Origin of the sequence: Mucilaginibacter mali, assembly GCF_013283875.1 — a bacterium.
GTDB classification, from domain to species: domain Bacteria; phylum Bacteroidota; class Bacteroidia; order Sphingobacteriales; family Sphingobacteriaceae; genus Mucilaginibacter; species Mucilaginibacter mali.
Genome location: NZ_CP054139.1, coordinates 5,483,791 through 5,506,834, shown reverse-complemented (window position 1 = coordinate 5,506,834; position 23,044 = coordinate 5,483,791). Strand labels below are relative to the sequence as shown.

Sequence of the window (23,044 nt, the reverse complement as noted above, 5' to 3'; positions counted from 1 at the left end):
GTGTTAAGCACAGAGGGTTTTGCTTTTTAAGTCTGTTGCCCGGTGGTGAGCCGTGGCGGCAATTTAACCACAAAGGGCACGAAGATTTTGCATAAAGAACACAAAGATTTAACTCATCAGCACAAAAATCTCTTTATGACCTTTGTGCTAATGAGTACGGTACTTCTTTGTGTTCTTTGTGGTTAAATTACCTACCTCATATACCCAATAATCAAATCCGCCGTTTTACCCGATGCGCCGGGTTGCCCCATGCGGAGATCCAGTTCATCGTAATCGGCCAGCATTTGGGTGCGGTGCGGGGTGTCGGCAGCCAGCTGATTTAGTTCAGCGCTGATCTGCCCGGGATTGCAATCGCCTTGTATCAATTCCTTCACTACCGGCTTATCCATAATCAGGTTCACCAGCGAGATGTATTTTACGGCGATAACCATGCGGCCTATGGCAATACTAATGGCTCCACCCTTATAAACCACCACCTGCGGCACATTAAATAAGGCCGTTTCCAGCATGGCCGTACCTGATGCAACTACTGCTGCACGGGCGTTTGTAAGCAAGTTGTAAGTGGCATTAAAAACAATGGGGATATTTTGCCCACCAAGGTATTTGTTGTAATACCCGGCGTTGAACGATGGCGCGCCGGCTATTACAAACTGGTACTGCGGAAACCTTACGGCCACCTGCACCATATCGGGCAGCAGGCGGCTGATCTCCTGCTTGCGGCTGCCGGGCAACAGGGCAATGATGGGTTTATCGCCTAAATGATGCTCCGTTAAAAAATCAGGACCGGGCGTGAAGGCCGAGACGGCATCCAGCAGGGGGTTGCCTACATAATCTACCTTCATGCCCCATTTTTTATAAAAATCAACCTCAAAAGGCAGTATACAGAACAGGTGATCTACCACCCGTTTGATCTTCAGTACCCGCTTTTGGTTCCAGGCCCAAACTTTGGGCGATATGTAATAGCAGGTTTTAAAGCCCTGCTTTTTAGCGTATTCGGATATTTTAAGGTTAAAGCCCGGGAAGTCGACCAGGATCACGACATCGGGTTGCCAGGCGCTGATATCGGCTTTGCAGGCAGCCAGATTTTTAAAGATGGCGCGCAGGTTCATCAACACCTCGGTAAAGCCCATAAAGGCCATATCGGCATAGTGCTTAACCAGCGTGCCACCCTGCGCCTGCATCAGGTCGCCACCAAAATACCGGAAATCGGCATCAGGGTCGCGTTCCTTTAGCGCCTTCATCAGGTTGGCGCCATGCAGATCGCCCGAGGCCTCGCCCGCTACCAGGTAATACTTCATTTATCTGTACCTGAAAAAATAAACCAACACCATAAACACAAAACTAACGATCATGATGCCGGAAGCCGTCCTGTCCTGCCCCTTTTTAGCCAGTATCCTGATGATGACCAAATTGGCGGCCACCACCGCGAAGTAAGGTAAGCCACGGTGGAAGTAGATCCAATCCTTAAAACCAAGTTCCAGTATTAAGGCCGATATTACCGGCAGGATCAAGCCTATAAGGATGCCGGTGGGTATATTGTTTTTGTTTAACATGTTTTCAATTTTAGTCTGTCATACCGAACTTGTTTCGGCACCCCACATACAAGGTACTTATGCATGGGTGTTACTAATCAGATGGGATGCCGAAACAAGTTCGGCATGACAATTTTTTTAACCTAATCTCTAATCAACTAATCTCTGGCGCAGCCACTCAATAATCTGCCAGCACCAAAATATTATCATTAATAGGCGCTATCCTTTCCCGCCCATTTAAAAAGCCAAGCCCCACAACAAAGCTAAAGCCCGCCACTATGCCGCCCATTTCCTGTATCAGTTCGCTGGCGGCGGTTACCGTGCCGCCGGTGGCCAGCAGGTCGTCGTGTATCAATATGTGCTGACCGGGTTCAAAAGCATCGGTATGCAGTTCGATGGTGGCGGTGCCATACTCCAGCTTATAGGCTTTTTGCTTGATGGTGAATGGCAGCTTGCCGGCCTTGCGCACGGGTATGAAGGGCACGCCTAAGCGGCCTGCCAACGATAAACCGAACAAAAAGCCACGGCTTTCTACACCGGCCACCACATCTATTTTGGTATCTTTTAGTTGCTCGGCAAAAGCGTCCAGTATGCGGTCGCACAGGGCGGCGTCTTTTAATATCGGTGTAATATCTTTAAAAACAATACCCGGCTTCGGGAAGTCAGGGATATCCCTGATGGCTTTCTTTATTTCTTCTGCAATCATTTCAAACTGATGTAGGGTTCAATTTTACGCAAAAGTACATCATCTATAATAGGAATGTTCTTTAAGTCGGCTAATTCTTTATAATCGCCGTGTTGATTACGGTATTCAACAATGGCATTACGTTGCTTGTAACTTAGGTACGGGAACACGGCAAGGCTATTCTGGGTGGCCTTGTTCAGGTCTATTTTAATGATCTTAGCCTCATCCACCTTTATAAAAGGGATGATATCCTGGTAAGTCAGCGAATCTAATCCGGCCACTTCCTTTAGTTGTTCCTTCTTGTAAAAGCCGCCCAGCCTGTCGCGGTAACGGATGATGAGCCTGGCATACCCGCTGCCTATACCGCGGATCTGCATTAGTTTTAAAGTGTCAGCGCTATTGATCTCTACCACGGCGTTTGTTTTTTCCACGTATCCCGCTTTTTCGGGCAGATCGATGTAGGGAGCCAGTCGCTTATAATCCTCGGCGCTGATGCTGTACATCTTCTTCAGATCGGCCTTGCTGTTAAAGTGACCACCTTTTGCTTCGTAGTTTTTAATGGTGCCTATCTGTTGTTCGGTAAGGCCCAACTTTGCCCATTGTTGGGGCGGCAGGTTGTTGGGGTTAAAGCGAAAGGGTGTAGCGTTTGCAGTAGTATTGCTGTCTACCAACCCGGTACCCTTCAACCGGGCTACGGCGGCATTGAAGTCCTTCACATCAATGGTCTCATTTTTGTGAAATGATTGATACACGTACGGTGCAACTAAAACCAATGCGATAAGGATCATCAGCACAACTAAACCGTTCCACTCTTTTTTGGTAACCGAAAAGTATTTTTTTGGCGATAAGGACATGGGCGAACGCTATGTGCTGTAAATTAAATAAAATTTAAGGATATTTACCTATTAAACGCTACTACCGGAAAACATGAAGATCATCACTAAAGAAGAATTTGCCAAAGCCACCAAGCTGGATAAGTTGAAAATGCCCGGCCTGGCAGCCTTGCTGATGGAGATCATGAAGATAAACCAGGTGAACGATCTGTTTGCCCAGGCCCAGCCCAAGCAAGGCCCCGAATTTGTGGACGCCATTTTAGAGGGCGTGGGCGTTACTATTGATTTTGACGAGCGCGAGCTGAAGAACATTCCCTCTGATGGCGCCTTTATAGCCATTGCCAACCACCCTTACGGCGGCATTGAGGGTATGGTATTATTAAAAATACTTTGCATGGCCCGGCCCGATGCCAAGCTGATGGCCAACTTCCTGCTGAAGAAGATCCCTAATCTGAGCGATTACTTTATCGCCGTAAACCCCTTCGAGAACATCGACCATTCATCCAGCATCAGCGGGTTGAAAAGCACGCTGGAGTTATTGAAGAACGGCACCCCCATCGGGATATTCCCGGCCGGCGAGGTATCTACCTATAAAATTGAACAGCAACAGGTAACCGACCGCAAGTGGCACCCGGTGGTAGGTAAAATTATTGCCAAGGCCAAGGTACCGGTGGTGCCTATTTACTTCCATGGCAACAACGGGTTATTGTTCAACCTGCTGAGCATGATCCACCCGGCGCTGCGTACGGCCAAGTTACCATCCGAGTTGTTTAACAAGCATGGCCACACCATTAAATTGCGCATCGGTAAGCCGATACATATTGCCGATGTGCCCGATAGTAACAACCCCACCAAGCTACTTAACTACCTGCGCGCCAAGACTTACGCGCTGGGCACGGGGCTTGAGGAGGAAAAGAAGTTATTTAGTCCCCGCAACCTGTTTAAAATAAAGCAGGATCCGGAAGAGGTGGCCTTTGAGACCGACCGCAGCATTATTGAACGCGAAGTGGAACCACTGCGCGAAGACCACCTGGTGTGGACCGAAAAAAACTACGAGGTATATATCGCGCCAACATCGCTTATTCCAAATATCATCCGCGAGATAGGCCGCCTGCGCGAGATTACCTTTCGGGAGGTGGGCGAGGGCACCAATAAAAGCATCGACCTGGACGAGTATGATATCTATTATCATCACCTGTTTATATGGGATGTGGAGACCAAACTCATCGTAGGCGCCTACCGTATTGGCCTGGGCGATGAGATATTTTATAGCCGCGGCAAAAAAGGTTTTTATACGGCAGAGGTATTTAAGATCAAAGGTCAGTTTACATCTGTATTAAAGCGCAGCCTTGAACTGGGCCGCTCATTTATCCGTGCCGAATACCAGGGCAAGGCCTTGCCGCTGTTCCTGCTATGGAAGGGTATTTTGAAATACCTGATCGACAATCCGCGCTACCGTTACCTCATTGGCCCGGTGAGCATCAGCAATACCTTCAGCAAGTTTTCTAAATCGTTGATTGTCGATTACATCACCAAAAACCATTTCGACCATGATATGGCGCAATATGTGCGGCCGAGAAAGAAGTTTAAGGTTGATTTTTCCAAAATAGATACCGATCTGCTGATGGCCGGGGCCGACGATTCGTTGAAGGGCTTGGATAGCATTATATCTGAAGTAGAAACCCGCAACATGAAGGTACCGGTGCTGCTGCGCCAATACATCGCCCTGAACGCCAAGATCATCTGCTTCAATATCGACCCTAAGTTTGCCGATTGCCTTGATGGCTTCCTGGTGTTAGACCTGCACAACGTACCCCACGAAATGTTGGAAAAACTGGGGAAGAATTTGTAGTTAGTCCGAAAGACTGGAAGACCGGAAGTCCGCAAGTGGGAAAGTCCGGAAGACAGGATTTGCTTATACTTGCGGACTTCCTGTCTTCCGGTCTTCCCGTCTTCCTCAAAACTTAAACATCAATCCCAAACCCGTAGTTAGCGATGAAAAACTGGTGCGGGTAACATGGGTTGTAGGGTTAGTCAGGTTTCCTGTTTGCGCAAGCAGGTTATAGGCCGCGTGTATTTCTACATCAACATTATTATTTATAGCATAGCTTAAACCCAGTTTAGGGGCTGCATAAAGCTGTTTAACACCACCGCCAAAATACAGGTTAGTATCATCCTGCTGATAAAGGATCGATGATGTGTTGTAGCCCACACCCACGTTCAGGCCGCCATAGGCTTTTACTTTTTCGGAAAGCGACACATTATATGCGCCGCTTAAATAAAATAAAAAGGTACTATAGCTGGAGTAAGTACTGGTAGACTGGTGCGCCGGGTCTATTTGCTCTACCACAACAGGGGTAATGGGACTAAACTCGCGGTACGAAAAATTAACACCCACTGTAAACCTGTCCAGCAGGCGCATTATACCTACGTTAGCCGCTACTGCCTTCCGGTAATCGCTAAGATTTTTGCCCGGTAGTTCCAGGTCGGTACCCACGCTTACAGCGTAATCTTTTTGTTCGGGAAAAAAATCCTGCGCATGCGTTTTAAAGGCAGGCAACAGCATTATTAATAAAAGACCGGCCCTGCAACACAGCAAGCACCCGGCCTTGTCACAGTTTAGCCGTGGAGCAACGGCTTTAGGTGAAGGCTTTTTCATGGCGTTAATTATGATCGGTTAACGTAAAGTTACAACTTATACAAATAGTTAATATAAAAACTAAACGGACAAATTATGGACAATTACGCGTTGCATATTAGACGCTATTGTGCGCAAAATCCTTCGCTAAGTTTTATCTCATTTTCATGCAGATGCTATTTCTCTACTAATGGCATCAATATTCACATATCTTTAAAAAGTTCTGCGTAATGGGCGCCTTTCCAACAAAAAAGCCCCGCTTGCCAAATGGCAGCGGGGCTGGTATTATTAATTGTTTGCTCTTTACGTATTAGAAAGTGTAACGTACACCAAACTGCATTTGGTAACGCGACTGGAACGGATCAACCGCGTAAGGTACACCCGGGTTAACAAATTTGTAAGTAGGGTAAGTAGTAGCAGCGTTAGCAAACGATGGCGTAACGTTGCGGGTTAAACCGATACTTGATGTAGAGTTGAACGTGTTTGGAGAGAAATAGTAGTGGCCCCAGTTACGGTTCAACAGGTTTGTTAAGTTAATGATATCAAACGTAAAGGTTAACATTTGTTTTTTAGCACCGCTGCCTACGCTGAAGTCCTGAGTGAAGCGGAAGTCGGCGCTGGTGTTCCAAGGCGTGCGGGCACCGTTACGCTCTGTAAATTTACCGCGACGGGTGCTCAGGTATTGGTCGGCGTTGATGTATTGATCGAACGCGTTGGCCATTGCCTGCTCTGCAGCACTTGGTGTGTTTGGTGTAGTGCTAAAGAATTTGATGGTTTCGCCTACGCTTGGGATGTAAGCTAAGCTAACTTGCTGACCGGTACCATCGATAGCGCTTGGCAGGAAGCCGAAGCTGTATGGCGTACCCGAAGCAGCGTTAAAGAACAGGGCGAAGTTTGACGAGTTCTTTTTATCAGCGCCGTAAGTTAATTTATAGCTCAGGTTAGCCACAATGCGGTGGCGAACATCGAAGTTTGAGAAAGCCAGTGTAGGCGAGTTAGGGTTAAGCGCCTGGTTTAACTGCCAGTTTGATTCCATTGAGTTACGGATACCGTTGGTGATATCTTTAGACTGACCATAGGTATAGCTAAACTCTGCATTCAATCCCATTGGCCATGTTTTACCAACCTGGCCGGTAATGCTGTAACGTTTACCTTCGCTGGTGTTTGATAACAGGTAAGCGTTGGTGAAGTTAGCCGATGGTTTGGTGTTCACAAATATTGGCTGTTGCTTCTGTACGTCGTACGGATAGTAAGTAACCTGGTCGGTAGTGTTGGTTTGCTGGAATTTCAAGTCGTGGATAACGCTGGTGTAGATACCCTCGATAGAGAATCTCCACTGATCCTGTGTTTTGTAATCAAAGGCTAAGCTGCTTCTCCATACCTGTGGCATTTTGAAGTTGTTATCGATCATATCCACCTGGGTTGGGCCGGTAGCGCTGGTATTTGGAGCAGGTACCTGCTGGTTAACAAAACCTAAACCACCGTTTGCAGGGGCCTGGGTTGGGTTAGTACCCGGAGTAATGGTATTGGTAGTAGTATTGATGTTGTTTTTATCGTAAGCACCGTAAGTGTTACCGTTGTTGTAGAACGCGTAACCGAACCAGGCAAACGGAACACGGCCGGTAAAGGTACCTGTACCGCCACGGATCACAGCGCTTTGGTCGCCATTGATATCGTAGTTGAACGATAAGCGGCCGTTAAACTCGATGTTATCCAGGTATTTGTTCTGAATTTCAGATGGTTTTGTGTAGGTAAAAGTGGTACCGTAGTTAGGATCTACAGCGGCGCCGGTAGTTTTGGCGCTTAAAGGCTGCTTGTTTGGTACACCTGCGTAGTCTATACGTAAACCGCCGGTAAGTTTGAAGTTATCGGCAGCCTGGATCTCATCCTGAGCGTAAAGGCTTAGCAGGTTAACTTTAAACTGGGCTGATGGATTAGCCAGGATATAATCGCGGGTGTTGTTAGTATAGTTAAAGTTAGCCCTTACACGCAATGGGGTGAAAGCGGTAACCGTAGCCGGGTTAGAGTTGAACGCACCGGTAAAGGCATCAATGCTGCTATACGCGTCGCGACCGTTCCATGAGTTTACGAAGTTATAAGTGATGTTATATAACTCGTTGTGTGTACCAAAGGTAAAGGTATGTTTACCGGTGTTCAGCGTAAAGTTATCGGTGATCTCGAATGTTTTCTGGTGCATATCAAATATCGCGGCCTCACGGTCGGTGCCCAGGAAGATGGTAGTACCAGGTGTACGGCCGGTGATCTCGATCTGCGGCAATGCAGGGCTCGAGTTAGGATCACGGTAATCGTGTACGTTAGAGTAACCTAACAGGAAGCTATTGCTTACCGAGTTGCTGAACCTTGATTTTAACTCGGCAACTGTTGAGTTTGAGTTGTTATGTGATGTATAGTCGATACCGCTGAAGCGGAAGTTCTGCTGATCGCGCTCAAGGTTGGTAGCGGTAGAAGTGATGGTATTGTTACGCAGGGTCAACTGGTTTTTATCGTTGATGTTCCAGTCTAAGCGGTTAAAAAACTTGTTAGAATTAGAGAAGATGGTAGTATTACCATAAACACCCGGGTCAAGGCCACCGGTGTACGATTTAAATGCTTTGGTAATGTCGATAGCGTCCTGCTCTGATAAAATACCGGCCGAACCCGCGCTGCCTGCCGCGAAGATAACCGGATCCTGGCGGCGTGCAAACTCCTCGTTAGTGAATAAAAATAATTTATCCTTAACGATAGGTAAGCCTAAACGGCCACCGAATTGAAAATCGTGGAAGGCAGATGGTTCGCTGGCGTTATCGCCACCAACGTTGGTGGGCAGGCGGTTAGCGCCGATCATGAACGCGCCACGGCCAAAACCGTAGATAGAGCCGGTAACAGTGTTTGTACCGCTGCGGGTAACCGCATTGATACTACCACCCAATACGTTACCAATTTTGATATCGTAAGGGGCAATATAAACCTGTATGTCCTGGATCGCGTCAAGCGAGATAGGGCTTGTACGGGTACTGCTACCTACCTGGCCCGATACGTTGTTCTGGCCGCCTAATGATGGGCTGAAGCCGATCGCGTCGTTATTGATGGCACCGTCTAAGGTTACGTTATTGTAACGGTAGTTAGTACCCTGGAACGAGTTGTTATTGCTTTGCGGGGTTAAACGGGTCAGGTCCTGCAGGCTGCGGCTAAGCGATGGCATAGTGCGCAACTGGTTTGGATTGATACGGGTGCTGGCGCCTGTTTTAGTAGTACCGCCGGTTGATTTTACTACAACTTCCTTTAGGGCTGTCGATTCGTCAAGCAACTGGAAGTTGTAAGTAGCGTTACCTAAGTTTACGGTAATGCCGGTTAATTCTTGCTTTTTGTAACCAACAAAGCTGGCTGTAATTACATACGGGCCGCCCGGGTTAACGTTGGTGATGGTGTACCGACCATCGGCGTTTGTTTGGTTGCCGTAGCGTGTGCCTGTGCTGGTGTTTACCACGCTAATGGTTACACCCGGCAATGTACCGCCTTTTGCATCTGTCACCTTACCGCTGATAACACCGGTGGTGATCTGGGCATTGGCCTCATTGGCTATGCCTAAAATGAGCACGGAAAAAATGATAAAGTAGAGCTTTTTCATGTGTGGTTTTCTTTGACCACAAAGGTTTAGCTATAATGTTAACCATATGTTAACTAACGATTATCTTATCGCACAATAATTTAACAATTATTACACTTATTGGTTCGTATTATTGCAATTAATTGCCTTTTTATTAGCAATTATTTCAATTAGTTTCATTTTCAAAAAACCGCCAAAATGCGATATGGTATTGGCTGATGTTTTTTGTGTCTGTTAAGGGTTGGTGGCAATTTAACCACAAAGGCCACAAAGAATTGCCTTTTGATGAGCCACAAAGATCTTCAATTTCAGATCTGGTCACAAAGGCTTTGGTTATAAAAAAGCCCTATGCTTTTGCATAGGGCCTTCCTTTTAGCTTTCGCCTTTATCCTTTCGGCTTTTACCTAAAAAGAGATTACATCTTCGGCATACGGCGCATCATATTGGCCATGGCTGCCGGGTTGCTCATTTGCTTCATCACCTTACGCATATCCTCAAACTGCTTTAGCAGGCGGTTAACCTCGGCAATGTTAGTGCCCGAACCTTTGGCTATACGGGTACGGCGGCTTTGGTTAATGGCATCCGGGTTTTCCTTTTCAAACTTGGTCATGGATTGGATTATGGCCTCGATGTTTTTAAAGGCATCGTCGCCTACTTCCACATCCTTCATCATTTTGCCAACGCCCGGTATCATGCCCATCAGATCTTTCATGTTACCCATTTTTTTGATCTGTTGGATCTGGCCGTAAAAGTCGTTAAAGTCGAATTTGTTCTTGCGGATCTTCTTTTGCAGTTCGGCGGCTTCCTTTTCATCAAATTGCTGCTGCGCGCGCTCCACTAAGGATACCACGTCGCCCATGCCCAAAATACGCGAGGCCATACGGTCGGGGTGGAAAACGTCCAGCGCCTCCATCTTTTCGCCCGTACCAATAAATTTGATCGGCTTGTTCACTACCGATTTGATGGATAGCGCCGCGCCACCGCGGGTATCGCCATCCAGCTTAGTCAGTACCGCGCCGGTAAAGTCAAGGCGGTCGTTAAACACCTTGGCGGTGTTCACGGCATCCTGGCCGGTCATGGCGTCAACCACAAATAATATCTCGTGCGGATTAACGGCGGCCTTTACCTGTTCTATTTCCACCATCATGGCCTCGTCTATTGCTAAACGGCCGGCGGTATCTATAATAACTACGTTGTTGCCGTTCTGCTTGGCCTGGGCCACACCTGCACGGGCAATGCCAATCGGGTCTTTAGATTCCAGGTCGGCATAAACCGGGATGCCGATCTGCTCGCCCAAAACCTGTAGCTGGGTGATGGCCGCAGGGCGGTAAACGTCGCCGGCTACCAGTAATGGTTTTTTATTTTTTTGTGTTTTTAAAAAGTTGGCCAGTTTACCGCTGAAGGTGGTTTTACCCGCACCGTTCAGGCCCGCTATTAATATAATGGTAGGCGTTGCCGGGAAGTTCAGGTCGGCTGTGCTGCCGCCCATCAGGTCGGTCAGCTCGTCGTTCATGATCTTGGTGAGCAACTGTCCCGGCGAAATGCTGGTCAGTACGTTTTGGCCAATGGCCTTTTGCCTCACCTCGTCGGTAAAGGCCTTAGCAGTTTTATAGTTAACGTCGGCATCCAAAAGGGCCTTGCGGATCTCCTTCATGGTTTCGGCCACATTGATCTCGGTTATGGTGCCTTGTCCTTTTAATACCTTAAACGCCCTGTCGAGCTTATCTGAAAGATTTTCGAACATATCTTTTAGTACTTATATCAAAAAATTGCGGATACAAAGGTATGATTTTGAATTGATTTCTTGGTGATTGTCTGAACCTTGATTAAACAGATTTATCCGAGGACAGGATTTCAGAAACCTTGCAAAATAATCCTGTAATCCCAAAATCCGTTTAATCAAGGTTCAGATAAACAATAACTTGCACAGTATAAATAATATACTTACCTTTGCAGCCCCGCAGAATACTCCGGGGGCAATGTTGAATACATAAAAGAAAAAAATGGCAACTAAAATCAGACTGCAAAGACACGGTAAAAAAGGTAAACCTTTTTACTACATCGTGGTAGCGGATTCCCGCGCTCCACGCGATGGCCGCTTTATTGAGCGTTTAGGTTCGTACAACCCAAACACCAACCCGGCTACTATCGACATTAACTTTGACAAAACGCTTGACTGGGTAAACAATGGTGCACAACCAACCGATACCTGCCGCGCGATCCTGTCGTACAAAGGTGTGTTATACAAAAAACACTTACAAGGCGGCCTGAAAAAAGGCGCTTTGACCGAAGAGCAGGTAGAAGCAAAATTTGCTGCCTGGTTAGAAGGCAAAGACAGCAAGATCACCGGTAAAAAAGATTCGTTATCTACAGCTAAGGAAGCCGCTAAAAAAGCTGCCCTTGCCGCTGAAGCTAAACGTAATGCAGACAAAGCCGCTGCCATCGCTGCTAAAAACACCCCTCCTGCTGAAGAGGTGGAAGAAGCACCGGTTGCTGAAGCTGAAGAAGCACCAGCTGCTGACGAAGCTGCAGAAAGCGCTGAATAATTTATCGCTTAGAAAGCTTACAGAAAGCCTCCCGAATTTCGGGGGGCTTTTTTTGTGGCGATTTAACCACCGAGGGCATAGAGATTTTCACAGAGGACACAGAGTTCTTTTGTAATTTCATTTCTCTGTGACCTCTGTGCTTTTCTCCCTCTGTGTCCTCTGTGGTTAAAATCTATGTAAGCGCAATCGATTGCGTAGATTTACCCGCATCCTACATTTAATCTAAGTTGATATTCATTATCATTGTAAGCCTTGCGCACGCAAGCACCCGATCGATAACCTGTATTTTGCGATAGTTTAAAATGACCAGAATCTGCACCATCATCCTTTTGCTGATAGCACCGCTTTGCCAAGCCGCTAAAACCCGGATAGTGGTAGATCCATCGGGCAAGGGCGATTTCCGCACCATACAGCAGGCGCTGCAAAGTCTGCCCGATTCGGCGGCGGAGGATAGGTTGATCTTTATTAAGAACGGCTTTTATAGGGAACAGCTATCGATACGTAAAAACCACATCACGCTACAGGGCGAAAGCAAAACGGGCACGGTGATCAGCGGATCCATCTCGCACCTTATTTATACCTGCCAGCACCCGGGCGATAAAAACAGCGCGGTGATGAATATCGACGGTAACGATATTACCCTGCGCGATCTGACGGTAGAGAACACCTATGGCCACGATGCTGCCGATTCGGTATTTATTGATTGCACCAACGCCCAAACGGGCAAACCCGAAAAGACAAAAGTGGTGAAAACCGCGCACCAGTTTACCCTGAAAACAGGCACGGCCACCCGGTTAAAGGTGATCAACTGTATTGTCCGCTCGTACGGGCAGGATACGGTATCGCCATGGAGCGGCACAGGCATGTATTATTTTAAGGATTGTACGCTGATAGGCGGCACCGATTTTTACTGTCCCCGTGGCTGGGCCTATGCCGAAAATTGCACCTTTATTGTCAATGTACCCGGCGCTATTGCCATTTGGCACGATGGCAGCAAGGGCCGCGATATCAAAAGCGTTTTCCGCAACTGCTATTTTAAGGGCGAGCAGCACTTCCAGTTAGGCCGCTATCACCACGAGGCCAGTTTTTACCTGATAGATTGCCATTTTGATAAAAACATGATGGATAAGCCTATTTATAAGGCCGAAACCGCCAAGCCGATGGTTTGGGAATCGACCGTTTATTATTCCAATGCCCATACCGACGGCCCTAAATTCAACTGGTTGAAAGATAATCTTTACCAGGCACCGGGCGCGCCCAAGGCCGGTGATATTAACGCCGCGTGGACTTTCAACCGTAAATGGAACCCTTAATATCAATGCATCCTATGATATTTAAAGTGAATATAAAAGCGATAATCTTTGCCTGCCTGTGCTTCATCCTAACAGGCCTGGCATATGCCCAGCAACCGGTACCCGTTAAACCGCGCATCCTCATCAGTACCGATATTGGCGGCACCGACCCGGACGATAACCAATCGATGATCCACTTCCTGATATACAGCCACCTGTTCGATACCGAGGGCCTGGTGTCGTCGCCATCGTACGGGGCCGGCAATAAGGAGGAGATCCTGAAAATGATCGGCCTGTACGAAAAGGACCTGCCCAAGCTACAGCAGCACCAAAAAGGATATCCCACTCCCGATGCCTTGCGGGCCATTTGCAAACAGGGGCGCAAAGGCGCCGCGCCATATAAAGGCTATTTAACCGCTACCGAGGGTTCGGATTGGATCATCAAATGCGCAAAAAAGGAAGATACCCGCCCACTGTGGGTCTTGGTTTGGGGCGGATTGGAAGATGTGGCCCAGGCCCTGCATGATGCGCCTGAGATCGCATCGCGCATACGGGTTTACTGGATAGGGGGCCCCAATAAAAAGTGGAGCGCCAACAGCTATGCCTACATCGCCGCCAATTTCCCTAAGTTGTGGTTTATCGAGTGTAATAGCTCGTACTATGGCTTCTTCTCGGGCAATGGATCGCCCGAAAACCTGAAGCCAGCCAATTATTATAATAACTTTATCAGCAATGCCGGCTATATGGGCGCGGCCTTTAAGAGTTATTACAAAGGTATACCCAAAATGGGCGATACGCCATCGCTGCTGTATATGATGGATGGCGACCCGAAAAACCCGCTAAGGGAAAGCTGGGGTGGCAGCTTTATTAAGTTTAACCACAGCGCCCGGATAGTTTACGACCGCGCGACGACCATAACCGATACTGTGCCCACTTTCTCAACAGTGGAGTTCCATTTTAAAGGACCAAAAATTAATATTTCCCCCGATTCGGCCTGTTTTACCCTAACCATGCAAGCCGGCATTGGCGAGCAAAAGTGGGACGGCTTTTATAACGGCAACGGCGATTACGTAATTCGCTACTGCCCCAAGCAAACCGAAACGCTGAATTATAAGGTTAGTTCCAAAATCCCGGGCTTCGAGCCATTGCAGGGCAAGTTGGTGATAAGCAACCTGTGGCCGGGCCAGCCCCATCAAACAGATTACCGCCTGGGCAGCAACTGGTATACCGATAAACCCGATGCATCCCTTTACGATGGTATTTGGCAGGGCAGCCAAACCGTGCTGAAATGGCGCAGCGATATTATGCTGGATTGGGGCAAACGCTGGGCTTGGTTAAAGTAGGTAATCTTTAGCCATTATCCCCTCTTTCCGGCGAAGCCGAAGAGAGGGTGGTCAAGCGAAGCAACGACCGGGTGAGTCCTCGCCACGCAGTTTACTCACCCCGACTACGCTGCGCTGGTCGGCCCTCTCTTCGCTTCGCGAAAAGAGGGCAGGAGCCGTAGGGACACGAAGTATCGTGTCTATACGATATAGTTTTACAACAACAACACCGCCACCTCATCCCAGGTATTCACCCGTTCGTATTCGGTAATGGCGATGTTATGGGGCGATGTAAACAGCAGCTTACGGCCGTCGAACCCGCTGAAGTTGCGGATACGGTCGTCTATCATGATATCGGCTTTCACAATTTTGTATCCGCAGAAGATAATATTGGTCCAGGGGATAAACGGGAAGTGATCGCCCAGCCAGTGCAGCTTATCCTCCAGCGAGTTGGGGAACTCCATCGCCGCCGAAACGATAAACACATCATACTTTTGGCATAACTGCTCTACCACTTCGCGACTGTCAGGTATCAATTCCAGGTCGCGGAAGAAGCCTTTGCGGTTAATATATTCACGCAGGGTGGGTTGTAATTCTTCGGGCAACAGGTCGCGAAATTCCTTGCCGTGCATTTGGTCTAATGTGTAGGTGTAGCCGTGTTCGCGCTGGTAAATGTCTATAAATTTGCCAATAGGGTCGGCCAAAACCTCGTCCATATCAATGGCAATGCGTTGTTTATTCATGAGATGGGCAAGGTCGGGAAAATTGGGGAGAGGCGGGTAAGGGAAATGTAAAATGGGAAGATTGTAGAGGCACGATACTTCGTATCTCGTAATATTCGGGCAAGTTTTTAACTCCTTGCTGCCGCAGGTTTAGCGCAGCGTAACCTGTGGTAATATTCGGGCAAGTTTTTAACTTGCATCATCATGAGTCGGAATTATAAGTTTCACAATCAGCAAAACCCATACTTTATTACATTTTCGGTAGTTAATTGGATAGACGTATTTACGCGGATTGTTTATAAGGAAATATTGCTTGATAGTATAAAATATTGTATCGCTAATAAAGGATTGGAAGTATATGCCTGGTGTATCATGAGCAATCATGTACACATGGTTATTGGTACCAGGCAACTGCCAATGGAAGCTATTGTGCGCGATATGAAAAAACACACATCCAAAGAAATTGTAAAAGCAATTAGAGAAAACCCGCAGGAAAGCCGCCAAAAATGGATGATCTGGATGTTTGAACAAGAGGGTGCTTATAATCCGGCTAATCAATACCATCAGTTTTGGCAACAAGGTGTCCACCCGATAGAACTATTCAGCAACGAGGTAATGCAACAAAAGGTTGATTACATACATCATAACCCGGTTAAGGCCGGCTGGGTGAGTGAGCCGCAACATTATTTGTATAGCAGTGCAAGAGATTATGCGGGAGAGAAGGGGTTGTTAGATATTACTTTGATGGTGTGATTGCTTTTACTGAATAATAAAAGCATGTCACAGGTACGGGTACAGTTCGCTGAAGTTTATAAACTTCAGCGAACTGTACCACAGGTTACGCTACGCTAAACCTGCGGCAGCGACTAACAGAAATTACCTAAACTCATACAAGCGCAAGTTGCCAAGTATACCTCTCAAAAAGCATCTACATTACAAAAAACAAAACCTAAGAGAAACCAACAACTTTAACCGTTGTTGGATATTATTTTAATAGTTTAAGTACAATTTCGCTGAAGTTTGTAAACTTCAGCGAACTGTACCACAGGTTACGCTGCGCTAAACCTGTGGCAGCGATATTTAAAAAAGAGCCACAAATATGTGGCTCTACATTAATGATCTTTACGCCACGCTACCCTTTAACGCTAACCTTTTATGATAAAAAATATATGAGCATGCCAATACAGCAATTAATACCAGCATAAATGCCCAGTCTTTAAAAGCAAAACCCGAAGCATAAAAAGAATAGGTAGCGCCGATCAGATCGAACATAAAGCCAGCATAGGCCCATTCTTTAAGTCGCGGGAAACCGGGGGTAAGGATGGCTATTACACCCAATACCTTAGCTACCGCCAAAAGGTGCAATACATATGGCCTGTAGCCAATTGCTGCCAGCATTTTCGCGCCATCAGGGTTTTCCATAAAGCTGGAGGCTGCCGAAAAAAGCATCATGGCCAATATCAGCCCGGTCGAGATCCAGTAAATAATGTTGATCGCTTTCTTGCTCATGTTAATTTTAATTATTGGTTTTCGATATCTAAGATAGTAGTATTTATGATAATACGGATAAAGATAAAGGCAATGTAAATTGAAAGAAAGCATTGACTGTAGAGACACGATACTTCGTGCTTCTTGCTTTTTGTAAATATCTGGAGACACGAGGTATCGTGTTTCTACGGTTATGGTTTTCTCCCCTCAATTTTACAAATCAGTCCCCTGTAAAAACGGATGCATTTCCTCATCTTAGTATCACCATTAAAAACCCGCAGATGAAAAACATCAAACTTACCCTGTTAGCCTGCCTGCTTTTGCCCATTATAACTTTCGCCCAGGGCATGCGGCAAATGGAACCTAAAAAGAATATCCCCTTAGATTCCATCCGCCTGAGCGACCCTTTTATTATGGCCGACAGTAAAACTAACATGTATTACATGACCGGCACCGGCGGCTTGCTATGGAAAAGCAAGGATATGAAACTGTGGGACGGCCCCTACCGGGTAACCCAAACCGACCCCAATTCGTGGATGGGGCCAAGGCCCATGATCTGGGCAGCCGAACTGCACGAGTATAAAGGCAAGTACTATTACTTCGCCACCTTTACCAATCGCGATGTGAAGATAGATACCGTGAAGGGCAACGTGATAGAACGCCGCGCCTGCCATATTTTGGTAAGCGATAAGCCCGACGGCCCTTACGTGCCCATGCAGGATCCCACCTATCTGCCCGCCAATAAGCCTACTTTGGATGCCACTTTTTGGATAGAGAATGGCAAGCCTTATATGCTATACTGCTACGAGTGGCTGCAAAACTGGAACGGCACGGTTGAAAAGATTGCCCTGAAGCCCGACCTGGGCGGCAGCATTGGAGAGGGGAAGGTGCTGTTCCGCGCCAGCGATTCGCCCTGGAGCCGGGAAAAGGACGAGAACGGCAAGGACCGCCCAAACAAGGTAACCGATGGCCCTTATGTTTTCCAAACCAAAACCGGTAAGCTGGGCATCATCTGGACCAGTTGGGTTTACAATGTATACACACAGGGCGTGGCCTACTCCGCCAGCGGCAAGCTGGATGGCCCCTGGGTGCAGGAGAAGAACCCTATCACCCCGCCCGATTTTGGCCATGGCATGCTCTTTACCGATCTGAACGGCAAACAGCTGATGTGCATCCACAGCCACAAAAGTGTTAACGGCAAGTACATCCGCATCCCGCACTTATTCGAGGTTGATCTTTCGGGCGATAAGCTGGTGGTGGGTAAAGAGTATAAGCCGTAGCGAAGGTGTACGACCCTCCACTAAAAACAATTAGCCCAAACCGGCAGCGTGCATTTGCTCATGCCGTTATTTTTTTGTATATTGTATATATTCGCTGTAGTACAAACATTCATTGTACGATCTTCGCAAAGGCCGCTTTTTTAGCTAAACCTAAATCTCCAAATAAAATTTGGAGGAACCCCAGTTTCACAAACAGCAAAATCCAATCGTTCTTTAATAATGCTTAATGTAAAACAGCCCGTGGTAAGCGTAATGGCACTTTATGATATACTACACCGATAAACACCGGGCAATAGCTCTTATAAACAACTCTTTTAATTTTGCTTTACGGGGAAGATTTTTATGATAAGATTCGCAAGTCGGGGCTTACTTCCAACGGATGGCCAAATAACGGCAGGGCTTATCCTGTATATTGGTAATGCCATGCAATTCGTTGCTGTTCATCAAAAAGAAATCGCCGGCGGTACCACGGTAAGTTTTCCCGTTGATGCTTTCCTCGCACTCGCCCTCCAGCATCAGGATCAATTCGGTATCCACATGCGTATGCGGGTCATGACTGGGGCCGCGGCCTTTCAGTTCGGTAATATGCATCTCCAGTTTCTCGCTCATGGCAGTCGGCCGGTCGAAATACTTGATGCCCCCACCCTTAGCCGATGGAACATATTTTAGCGAATCGGCACTTAGCATCACCGGTCCGCCGGCTTTGGCGCAGCGTTCCAGGTCCATCGGCTTATTAGAACGGAACATCAGTACATAGTAGGTCAGCGGGCCATCGCCTGCGTTCTCGGTAGCCTGCATGGTATGTGGGGGCACCAGCACAATGCTGCCCTTTTTCAACACCTGGCTTTTATCGCCCATGGTAAACTTCATGGTGCCTTCGGTAACAAAGATCAGTTCTTCGATATCGGTTTGGGCATGCGGCGGTTTGGGTGCCGCGCCTTTATATTGCGTGCTGCTATGCACACGGAAGTAACTCAATTCGGCGGTGCTGCCCTCGGCAAACTTGCGGCTTTCGCGGTCGCCGCTTTTAACAACAGGCGCATCGGCCACGTGGTACACGCCCGATGGTACTGGTTTTTGCTGCGCGGCCACACCTGCGGCTATAATAAGCATGCCTAAAAGGAGTAAGTTTTTCATCATAAACGGTTATCTGGTAGCCGAAAGTAACAATTAGTAATGAAATTCACTATCAACAGGTTAAGTAAAAATATATTTATATTTTTTATCTTTGTCCCCCAACAAAATCCGGTACGCGCAGGCGTTGGTTTTGTTATCTCATAAAAGGCTCATCTACCAAAAGCAGCCGTTTTCGTGGAGGAATTAAAAATGGGATGCAATAGTGCATTCCCCGGGATAGTTTACGTGCAAAAAAATATGATAAAAAGGTACGCGCTGTTAGTATTGATAGCTTTAAGTGTATGGTGCTGCAAAAAAGGCACCACCACCATAGATGGCGAAGAAATTAAACCGGTTGTAAAGCCTGATAGCGCTGGCATAACATCGGCTGTTATCCAGGCTAAAAACAATACCGGCAAAATTGCTGCCGATGTTACCTGCACCATATCGGGTACGGATATCACCGCGTTAGTTCCCGACAGGATGCTGGTAAAAAAACTGGCTTTAACCTTTACCACGCGCACGGCCAACACCACTGTAAAAGTAGGCGACACCACCCAGGTAAGCGGCGTTACTATTACCGATTACACCAAGCCGGTTATCCTAAATGTTACCTCGGCCACCGGCGATGTTAAAACTTATACGGTAAAGTTTAAGGTGTTTACCGGGCTGCCTGTTTTATACATCACATCGGCATCGGCTATTTCCTCTAAAGATAACTATGTAAAAGGCAGTGTTATTATTGATGCTAACCAGGGCTTTACGCAGGAGGTTAACAGCATGACCATGCAGATAAAAGGTCATGGCAACTCTACCTGGGCTTTGCCCGAGTTTAAGAAGAAGCCGTATAAGATCAAGTTCGATTCGAAGATAATGATGCTGGGTATGGCCGCGGCTAAGGATTGGATATTGTTGGCCAATTATGATGATAAAACCCTGATGCGTAACTACCTGGCCCTGCAACTGGGCAAAAGACTGGGCGCCGACTTTACCCCCGATTGCCGCTTTGTTGAAGTAGTACTGAACGGCGAATTTGTGGGTAATTACCTGCTCACTACCTCGGTTGAAGTTAATTCAAACCGGGTAGCGATAAAGGAGCTGAGCGATAAAAACACATCCGACAGCGAAATTACTGGCGGTTACCTGGTAGAGCTTGACCAGAAACTTGACGGTGCATCGTGGTTCAGAACCACTAAGAATTTGCCCTTTGTGGTAAAATCGCCGGACGCGCCTACCGCTAAACAGCTGGATTATATCCACAATTATTTCCAGGCTGCCGAAGATGCCCTGTTCTCGGCCGATTTTAAAGACCCGGATAAGGGTTATGCCAAATACATCAACCCCGATTCGTTTATCACCTGGTATTTTACCAACGAGATATTTGAGAACGATGCCCGCGATTTCAGCAGTATCTTCTACTATAAAGACCGCGACGGCAAACTGAATATGGGCCCCATCTGGGATTTTGATCTGAGCGCAGGTAACATCAATTATACCCCTGCCCAAAACCCAACCGGCATCTGGTTTATCCGCGACGCTACCTGGATGATCCGCCTGGCGCAAGACCCAACCTACGATTTAAAAGTGCGAGCCAAATGGGCACAGATAAGGGAAAAAGAGGTTAAGCAGATCTTTACCGATATCGACCAAACCGCCGCCTACCTGAAACTATCGCAGCAGGAAAACTTTAAGAAATGGCCGATATTAGACCAATATGTATGGCCAAACGCCGTTTGGCTGGGCACTTACGATAAAGAAGTAGCCTATATGAAAGATTTTCTGCAGCAACGCATCAATTGGATGGATGCTAACATGGGTTCATGGTAGGGATAAGGTTGATTTAACCACAGAGGCCACAGAGGGAGAAACACAGAGGGCACAGAGGCCTATGCTTTCATAAGTATTCCGAATGTGCCGTCAGGCACATTTGGTCGGTAGATTCCATGCGGTCATCACGAAGCGTTCCGCTCGGAACGCTTCGTGTCTTATTTTGTTTCTACCCACCAATAGCCCCGACGTGATTTTTTTTGGGGGGACACTACTTCTCATGTCGAATTTACATCCCCTCCAACAGCAGGTCAATCCCGGCGCTTAGCTTTTGCTCTAACACCGCGCCTTCAAAACCAATGGTGCGCAACTGCATCTTGCCCGATCGATCGAGCACGGCGATGGTAGGTATCAGGTTAAAGCCAACCTTATCGCCAATATTGCTGTCGCCGTTATAAAACAACGGAAAAGTGTAGTTACTATGTTGCTTGGCCCAGTTTTGCGCATCGGCAAGTGTGTTTTTGCTACCGCTGTTTATCACCATAAACACAACCCTGGGGTTATCTTTATACTTGGTATATACCTTTTGCAGGTAGGGCAATTCCTCCATACAGGGTACGCACCAGGTAGCCCAAAAATCCATGATCACCACCTTGCCTTTCAGGCTTTCCTTATCCAGCGGGTGGCCCTGCAAATCGGTAATGGCTAACAATTGCGGACCGGGCAGGTTCAGCAATTCTTTTTTAACCAGGCGGGTCATTTGCTGCTTTTGTATTTTTTCCAGTTCGGCCAGGCGCTCTTTATACCCATCGGCCGAACCTTTGTAGGCCTGGTAATTTTTGCGGGATGCTTTAAGGGCAAGGCTATCGCCGGGTTCTTTAAGTAATATCTTCCAATAGGTGTTAAAGGCTTTTTCGGGCTGATGTTGACGCTCGTAAACCCAGGCTATATTATTCAACGTTTGCTTATCGTCTGACAAAGTTACAGCCTCATCAGCTTCTTTTATAGCAGTTATCGTATGGCCTTTTGATATATGATTGATAGCTGCTATCGATAACAAACTTGCCCTGGCCATACCCACTTGCTTAGCACGGGTACTATCGGCTACATAAGCGGGAATATAGCCAAACTCAGGGAAATAACGGATAATGCCTACCGGGTAAGTGTCAACAATGGCCAGTGCCTGGCCGGCATATTTCAACGCTGTATCCGGTGCTAAGTGGTTTTTGGTCAGCGTTTCGGCAATTTCCTTTAAGGTACGCGCACGGTGCGGACTGGTATCATTCCTGAAAAAGCGGGCATGATACAATGCTTTTGGCGCATTCTTGCGGGCCGCGTAATAATCAAACAAGTCCGAGTGTAGCGATTTAGCGCCATCGCCACGCGGGTCTTTAGCTGTTTTTAAGGCCTGCTCCAGTTTGATAATGCGCTTAGTGGTATCCTTCTCTTTGTTGACGATCTCGGTCAGCAGATCCATGGCGGCATCGCTGTTTGGGTATTTGTTAACCACCACACGGTGTACGGAATCGACCCGGCTGTTCTCACCCAGGATCAGGTAGCCCATGGTTACCTTGTTAATGCGGCCCATAACGGTGGGGGCCTGGGCAAAGTAACCGGCAATCATCTGCTCGCCTTGTTCGTATAGCTTTTTCTTTTCGGCCGCGTCTTTAGTGCCGGCTATGCCATTGGTGATCAAACGGATCTTCGCCTCGTAATTATCGGGGTAATTCTCCAGTTCGGTCTGCAGCAACTGACGTTGCATATCGTGCACCAGTGCACTACGGCCCATTTGCGCGCTCAGGCTGTAAGCCTCGTGCAGGTAGCCGTTTTCTACCCGTTTACCGTTGGTGTATACGGCTATATTGTAATGTTTATTATCGGCGGGCTTATCAATTATATTGTCGCTTTGCACATAAAACGTGGCAAAGGTGGCGTAGCGCTGCAATTTAAAAGTAACCGACCAATCGTTACCGTGCTGCACCAGTGGTAACTTATAAGGTAACTCGTAAAAGGTAGAGTAGGTAAACACCAGGCTGATGTTTTTTGCGCCCGCAGGTATTTTAGCACCGGGCGATCCGGCGTGGTAGGTAATAGTTACCTCCTGCCCCCGTTCGGGAAAAGCCGGGCTGCTGGTTAAAGGGTTTTGGGCAAGCAAGGTTTGCGCACATCCGGTAAGCCAAACAAATAACGCTGCTTTTACAAATTTCTGCATCATA

Annotated in this window: 18 protein-coding genes; 7 read left to right on the top strand and 11 right to left on the bottom strand. The window is 47.3% G+C overall.

Annotated features, from left to right (window positions below; genetic code table 11):
* Nucleotides 1-191 precede the first annotated feature (191 nt).
* From lpxB to HQ865_RS23390, 4 genes are all read right to left on the bottom strand, one after another.
* Complete coding sequence (gene lpxB / locus HQ865_RS23405; RefSeq protein ID WP_173417233.1) at nucleotides 192-1,298, bottom strand: lipid-A-disaccharide synthase; 1,107 nt, start codon at nucleotides 1,296-1,298, stop codon at nucleotides 192-194.
* Nucleotides 1,299-1,553 (bottom strand): hypothetical protein, encoded by a 255-nt coding sequence (locus tag HQ865_RS23400; RefSeq protein ID WP_173417232.1) that lies wholly within the window; start codon nucleotides 1,551-1,553, stop codon nucleotides 1,299-1,301.
* 157 nt (nucleotides 1,554-1,710) lie between these two features.
* Nucleotides 1,711-2,238, bottom strand: a complete 528-nt coding sequence (locus HQ865_RS23395) for an adenine phosphoribosyltransferase (protein WP_173417231.1) — start codon at nucleotides 2,236-2,238, stop codon at nucleotides 1,711-1,713.
* Nucleotides 2,235-3,071 (bottom strand): helix-hairpin-helix domain-containing protein, encoded by an 837-nt coding sequence (locus HQ865_RS23390; protein WP_173417230.1) that lies wholly within the window; start codon nucleotides 3,069-3,071, stop codon nucleotides 2,235-2,237. Before HQ865_RS23390 ends, HQ865_RS23395 begins: the two co-directional genes overlap by 4 nt.
* A 73-nt stretch (nucleotides 3,072-3,144) precedes the next feature.
* On the opposite strand from HQ865_RS23390, the gene HQ865_RS23385 reads away from it, so the two are divergent.
* The gene (locus HQ865_RS23385; RefSeq protein WP_173417229.1) at nucleotides 3,145-4,902 is read left to right on the top strand and encodes a lysophospholipid acyltransferase family protein; all 1,758 of its coding nucleotides are present in this window, start codon (nucleotides 3,145-3,147) and stop codon (nucleotides 4,900-4,902) included.
* Nucleotides 4,903-5,007: 105 nt separating this feature from the next.
* Here HQ865_RS23385 and HQ865_RS23380 read toward each other — a convergent pair whose 3' ends face one another.
* The 3 genes from HQ865_RS23380 to ffh all read right to left on the bottom strand — a co-directional run bounded on the left by HQ865_RS23380 (nucleotide 5,008) and on the right by ffh (nucleotide 11,039).
* On the bottom strand, nucleotides 5,008-5,709 hold the full coding sequence (locus tag HQ865_RS23380; protein WP_173417228.1) for a hypothetical protein: 702 nt from the start codon (nucleotides 5,707-5,709) through the stop codon (nucleotides 5,008-5,010).
* A gap of 289 nt (nucleotides 5,710-5,998) precedes the next feature.
* Nucleotides 5,999-9,316: a TonB-dependent receptor gene (locus tag HQ865_RS23375; protein WP_173417227.1), complete on the bottom strand. Its 3,318-nt coding sequence runs from the start codon at nucleotides 9,314-9,316 to the stop codon at nucleotides 5,999-6,001.
* Between the two features lie 394 nt (nucleotides 9,317-9,710).
* The gene (gene ffh / locus HQ865_RS23370; RefSeq protein WP_173417226.1) at nucleotides 9,711-11,039 is read right to left on the bottom strand and encodes a signal recognition particle protein; all 1,329 of its coding nucleotides are present in this window, start codon (nucleotides 11,037-11,039) and stop codon (nucleotides 9,711-9,713) included.
* Nucleotides 11,040-11,298: 259 nt separating this feature from the next.
* Here ffh and HQ865_RS23365 point away from each other — a divergent pair, with 259 nt between their 5' ends.
* The 3 genes from HQ865_RS23365 (at nucleotide 11,299) to HQ865_RS23355 (ending at nucleotide 14,476) form a co-directional block, all read left to right on the top strand.
* A complete protein-coding gene (locus HQ865_RS23365; RefSeq protein WP_173417225.1) occupies nucleotides 11,299-11,841 on the top strand; it encodes a 30S ribosomal protein S16 in 543 nt (180 codons plus the stop codon).
* Nucleotides 11,842-12,143: 302 nt separating this feature from the next.
* Entirely contained in the window at nucleotides 12,144-13,154 is a 1,011-nt protein-coding gene (locus HQ865_RS23360) for a pectinesterase family protein (protein ID WP_173417224.1), read from the top strand.
* A 14-nt stretch (nucleotides 13,155-13,168) separates the two neighbouring features.
* Nucleotides 13,169-14,476: a nucleoside hydrolase-like domain-containing protein gene (locus HQ865_RS23355; protein ID WP_173417223.1), complete on the top strand. Its 1,308-nt coding sequence runs from the start codon at nucleotides 13,169-13,171 to the stop codon at nucleotides 14,474-14,476.
* A 194-nt stretch (nucleotides 14,477-14,670) separates the two neighbouring features.
* Here HQ865_RS23355 and HQ865_RS23350 read toward each other — a convergent pair whose 3' ends face one another.
* Nucleotides 14,671-15,198, bottom strand: a complete 528-nt coding sequence (locus tag HQ865_RS23350; RefSeq protein ID WP_237073559.1) for a 5' nucleotidase, NT5C type — start codon at nucleotides 15,196-15,198, stop codon at nucleotides 14,671-14,673.
* 183 nt (nucleotides 15,199-15,381) lie between these two features.
* On the opposite strand from HQ865_RS23350, the gene HQ865_RS23345 reads away from it, so the two are divergent.
* Entirely contained in the window at nucleotides 15,382-15,930 is a 549-nt protein-coding gene (locus HQ865_RS23345; RefSeq protein WP_173417222.1) for an REP-associated tyrosine transposase, read from the top strand.
* Between the two features lie 369 nt (nucleotides 15,931-16,299).
* Here the strand turns inward: HQ865_RS23345 and HQ865_RS23340 are convergent, their stop codons facing one another.
* Nucleotides 16,300-16,686 (bottom strand): DoxX family protein, encoded by a 387-nt coding sequence (locus tag HQ865_RS23340; protein ID WP_173417221.1) that lies wholly within the window; start codon nucleotides 16,684-16,686, stop codon nucleotides 16,300-16,302.
* Between the two features lie 260 nt (nucleotides 16,687-16,946).
* Here HQ865_RS23340 and HQ865_RS23335 point away from each other — a divergent pair, with 260 nt between their 5' ends.
* Complete coding sequence (locus HQ865_RS23335; protein WP_173417220.1) at nucleotides 16,947-17,945, top strand: glycoside hydrolase family 43 protein; 999 nt, start codon at nucleotides 16,947-16,949, stop codon at nucleotides 17,943-17,945.
* A gap of 366 nt (nucleotides 17,946-18,311) precedes the next feature.
* On the opposite strand, the gene HQ865_RS23330 is transcribed toward HQ865_RS23335, so the two are convergent.
* Nucleotides 18,312-19,085, bottom strand: coding sequence for a cupin domain-containing protein (locus HQ865_RS23330; RefSeq protein ID WP_173417219.1), 774 nt, complete (start codon nucleotides 19,083-19,085; stop codon nucleotides 18,312-18,314).
* 234 nt (nucleotides 19,086-19,319) lie between these two features.
* Between HQ865_RS23330 and HQ865_RS23325 the strand changes: the two genes are divergently transcribed.
* Nucleotides 19,320-20,888 carry a CotH kinase family protein gene (locus tag HQ865_RS23325; RefSeq protein WP_173417218.1) on the top strand — a complete coding sequence of 523 codons (1,569 nt, stop codon included), beginning with the start codon at nucleotides 19,320-19,322 and terminating at the stop codon, nucleotides 20,886-20,888.
* Between the two features lie 229 nt (nucleotides 20,889-21,117).
* On the opposite strand, the gene HQ865_RS23320 is transcribed toward HQ865_RS23325, so the two are convergent.
* Nucleotides 21,118-23,043, bottom strand: a complete 1,926-nt coding sequence (locus HQ865_RS23320; RefSeq protein ID WP_173417217.1) for a TlpA disulfide reductase family protein — start codon at nucleotides 23,041-23,043, stop codon at nucleotides 21,118-21,120.
* Nucleotide 23,044: the final 1 nt, after the last annotated feature.